General features: G+C 61.0%; 5 protein-coding genes. All 5 read right to left on the reverse strand.

Annotation, left to right across the window (positions count from 1 at the left end; translation table 11 throughout):
- Window positions 1–101 precede the first annotated feature (101 nt).
- Window positions 102–1499: a replicative DNA helicase gene (gene dnaB, locus ACO6VM_RS20615; protein WP_401055410.1), complete on the reverse strand. Its 1398-nt coding sequence runs from the start codon at window positions 1497–1499 to the stop codon at window positions 102–104.
- Between the two features lie 112 nt (window positions 1500–1611).
- The gene (rplI, locus tag ACO6VM_RS20620) at window positions 1612–2058 is read right to left on the reverse strand and encodes a 50S ribosomal protein L9 (RefSeq protein WP_011535934.1); all 447 of its coding nucleotides are present in this window, start codon (window positions 2056–2058) and stop codon (window positions 1612–1614) included.
- Between the two features lie 20 nt (window positions 2059–2078).
- Complete coding sequence (locus ACO6VM_RS20625; protein ID WP_125465749.1) at window positions 2079–2945, reverse strand: hypothetical protein; 867 nt, start codon at window positions 2943–2945, stop codon at window positions 2079–2081.
- A gap of 35 nt (window positions 2946–2980) precedes the next feature.
- Window positions 2981–3211: a 30S ribosomal protein S18 gene (gene rpsR, locus ACO6VM_RS20630; RefSeq protein WP_003249563.1), complete on the reverse strand. Its 231-nt coding sequence runs from the start codon at window positions 3209–3211 to the stop codon at window positions 2981–2983.
- A gap of 28 nt (window positions 3212–3239) precedes the next feature.
- Entirely contained in the window at window positions 3240–3665 is a 426-nt protein-coding gene (rpsF, locus tag ACO6VM_RS20635) for a 30S ribosomal protein S6 (protein WP_110996123.1), read from the reverse strand.
- Window positions 3666–3943 lie beyond the last annotated feature (278 nt).

Below are 3943 nucleotides of genomic sequence, written 5' to 3' on the forward strand. Positions count from 1 at the left end.
CTCCCCCCCTACCTTCCCCCCCCCCCCCCCCCCCCCCCCCCCCCCCCCCCACCCCCCCCCCCCCCCCCCCGCTCCCACAGGGGCCAGTCGAGCCTGATGGCTTACTCGTCGTCGTCGAAGTTGTACATGCCCGGCGCGAGGTTCTCGAAGCGGGTGTACTTGCCGATGAACGCCAGGCGGATGAAGCCGATGGGGCCGTTACGCTGCTTGCCGATGATGATCTCGGCCACGCCCTTGTGCTCGGTCTCGGGGTGATACACCTCGTCGCGATAGACGAACATGATCACGTCGGCGTCCTGCTCGATTGCACCGGATTCACGCAGGTCGGAGTTGACCGGGCGCTTGTTGGGGCGCTGCTCCAGGGAGCGGTTGAGCTGCGACAGGGCGATGACCGGGCAGTTGAATTCCTTGGCCAGGGCTTTCAACGAGCGGGAGATCTCGGAGATCTCGTTGGTGCGGTTGTCACCGGCAGAGCCTGGGATCTGCATCAGCTGCAGGTAGTCGACCATGATCATGCCGATCTCGCCGTGTTCACGGGCCAGGCGGCGGGTACGGGCGCGCATCTCCGAGGGGCTGATGCCGGCGGTATCGTCGATGAACAGCTTGCGGTCATTGAGCAGGTTGACCGCGGAAGTGAGACGCGGCCAGTCGTCATCGTCGAGCTGGCCGGAACGCACCTTGGTCTGGTCGATCCGGCCGAGGGACGAGAGCATACGCATGATCAGCGACTCACCTGGCATCTCGAGGGAGAACACCAGCACCACCTTGTCGCTGCGCAGCACCGCGTTCTCCACCAGGTTCATGGCGAAGGTGGTCTTGCCCATCGACGGACGGCCAGCAACGATGATCAGGTCGGCAGCCTGCAGGCCGCTGGTCTTCTCGTCGAGGTCGGTGTAACCGGTGGAGACACCAGTGATGTCGCTGTCGGAGTTGAACAGCGTGTCGATGCGGTCGATGGCCTTGGTCAACAGCTCGTTGACACCTACCGGGCCGCCGGTCTTCGGCCGCGCCTCGGCGATTTGGAAGATCTGCCGCTCGGCGTCGTCGAGAATCTCCTCGGCGTTACGCCCCTGGGGGTTGAAGGCGTTGTCGGCGATGTCGGTGCTGATGCTGATCAGCTGGCGCAGCGTGGCCCGCTCGCGAATGATCGCGGCGTAGGCCTTGATGTTGGCCACCGACGGCGTGTTCTTGGCCAGCTCAGCCAGATAGGCCAGGCCGCCGACCTGGGTGGAGACACCTTCCTTGTCCAACTGCTCGTGCAGCGTCACCACATCGAACGGGTGGTTCCCGTCGACCAGCTTGTGGATGGCGCGGAAGATCAGGCGGTGGTCATGCCGATAGAAATCGCCATCCGACACCTGATCCAGCACCTTCTCCCAGGCGTTGTTGTCCAGCATCAGGCCACCGAGCACGGCCTGTTCGGCCTCGATGGAATGCGGCGGCACCTTCAGGGCAGCGGTTTGCAGGTCGAGCTGTTCGGGATGGGTAATCTCGTTCATGGCCACGAAAGAATTCTGGGAGATGATAAAAACAAAGGGCACGGCCTGTAAGAAACAGGACCGTGCCCGATGTTAACCGCCTGGCCCGCGAGGGACCAGCCGATTGCGCAGCTTAGGCAGCTACGACGACCACACGTACGGTGGCTTCAACGTCGCTGTGCAGGTGCACGGCTACGTCGTATTCGCCAACCTGACGGATGGTGCCGTTCGGCAGACGAACTTCAGCTTTGGCCACTTCAACGCCGGAGGCGGTCAGGGCGTCAGCGATGTCGTGGGTGCCGATCGAACCGAACAGCTTGCCTTCGTCGCCAGCGGTGGCAGTGATGGTCACTTCCAGCTCGGCCAGTTGGGCAGCACGGCTTTCAGCCGATGCTTTCTTGTCTGCTGCGGCTTTTTCCAGCTCAGCGCGGCGCTCTTCGAACGCGGCCAGGTTGGCGGCGTTGGCAACGGTGGCCTTGCCGAACGGCAGCAGGAAGTTACGGCCGTAACCGGCCTTAACGTTTACTTTGTCGCCCAGGTTGCCCAGGTTGGCGACTTTTTCCAGCAGGATCAGTTCCATTTGGTAAAACCTCTTAACTTTTAACCTTCACCGTTCGCGGAATCGTCACCCTGCGAAGGGGACTTGCGACCGCGAAAATCAATCAGGCTGTCGACAATGGCCAAAACCACGAGCAACGGATACATCAGCTGCATGAGCAGCGGCAACGTCACGTACATCCCCACCAGCCAGAACCCGGCCAGTCGCCCCTGCGCCACCAACCCATGAATCAGGGCGATGCCAGCCAGAAGCAGTACCAGGCTGGAGGCCGATGCCAGCACGATGAACTGAGACCCGATAAACGGACCCAGCGCCATCAGCGACACCAGTGCCAGCATGGGCACCAGCGGTAGCCTCAGTTCGCGAAACTCGCGGCCGAAACCACCGGGGTTGTACAACGCTGCCTGCCAGTAGCGCGCCAGCATCAAAGCCAGCAGGCTGAACAGCTGCAGCATTACCGCACTGGAAGCGACCAGCAAAGGGCCGATCAGCTCACCAGGTAGTACGGGTTTGCCTTCGAACTGCGGCAGGGCTTTTTCAAGCGCCTTGGCCAGCACTTCGAAGGTTTCGCGCAGCACCGCATCCAGGATCAGGCTGTACAGCAAGCCTAATACGACACTGGACAGCAGCACTCGGCTCCAGGAGTGCCCGGCACGCAACAGCGCAGCCAGGCCCAGCGTTCCCAAAAACACCAGCAAGGTGCTGGGTTCGCCGAAGTACCACATGACCACCGCCGGCAACAGGCCCCAGGCGATGACCGATGAAGCATCCTTGAAACCACGCCGCAGGAACACCAGGCTCCCGGCGGCGGCACTCAACCAGAACAGCAGCGGCAGTACCGCACTGATGACCACCACGAAGGTGGCCTGCACACGACCGCGCATGATGAAACTTGCTAACGCTCGCATGCTTATCCCTTGCTACTTAAGTCGACGACCCGGTCTCAGCGGCCGTGGCTGTCGGTGTAGGGCAGCAGGGCCAGGAAGCGGGCGCGCTTGATAGCGGTAGCCAGCTGACGCTGATAACGAGCTTTGGTACCGGTGATGCGGCTTGGAACGATCTTGCCGGTTTCGGATACGTAAGCTTTCAGGGTGTTGAGATCTTTGAAGTCGATCTCTTTCACGTCTTCAGCAGTGAAGCGGCAGAATTTACGACGACGGAAGAAACGTGCCATGTGATTGGCTCCTCAAAAGGTCCGTGGATTACTCGTCAGCGTTATCGCTGTTGTCGCTGTCATTGCTGTCGTCGCCATCGACGCCATCAGCACTGTCAGGACGTTCGCGACGCTCACGGCGCTCGCTGCGGTTCTCTTCTGCCTTGAGCATCTCGGACGGGCCGGTAACGGCTTCGTCACGACGGATGACCAGGTTACGGATCACGGCATCGTTGTAGCGGAAGTTGTCTTCCAGCTCGGCCAGGGCCTTGCCGGTGCACTCAACGTTCAGCATCACGTAGTGAGCTTTGTGAACATTGTTGATTGCGTAGGCCAGTTGACGACGGCCCCAGTCTTCCAGGCGGTGGATCTTGCCACCATCTTCTTCGATCAGCTTGGTGTAACGCTCAACCATGCCGCCGACTTGCTCGCTCTGATCCGGGTGGACCAGGAAGATGATTTCGTAATGACGCATGAATGCTCCTTACGGGTTAGTAGTCTGCCAGCGTATCTGGTCAGACAAGGAGTGAATGACACTGTAAGTCTTGCCCCGGCGTGTAGGCGCATGCGCACCGGCCAGCTGGCAAGGGGCGCAATTGTAGAGAAGGCCGGGGGGACAAGCAAGGTAATTGGCGAATATTTGAACAGCCGGAAACATATTCAGCCATGTGAAGCACAACGTGGGAGCGGGCTTGCCCTGCGACGACAACACCCAGCGGGTGCTGGAGCGCCTGCGCGAGGAGAGCGCTGGGG

Source organism: Pseudomonas sp. GZD-209, assembly GCF_049310485.1.
GTDB classification, from domain to species: Bacteria; Pseudomonadota; Gammaproteobacteria; order Pseudomonadales; family Pseudomonadaceae; genus Aquipseudomonas; species Aquipseudomonas sichuanensis.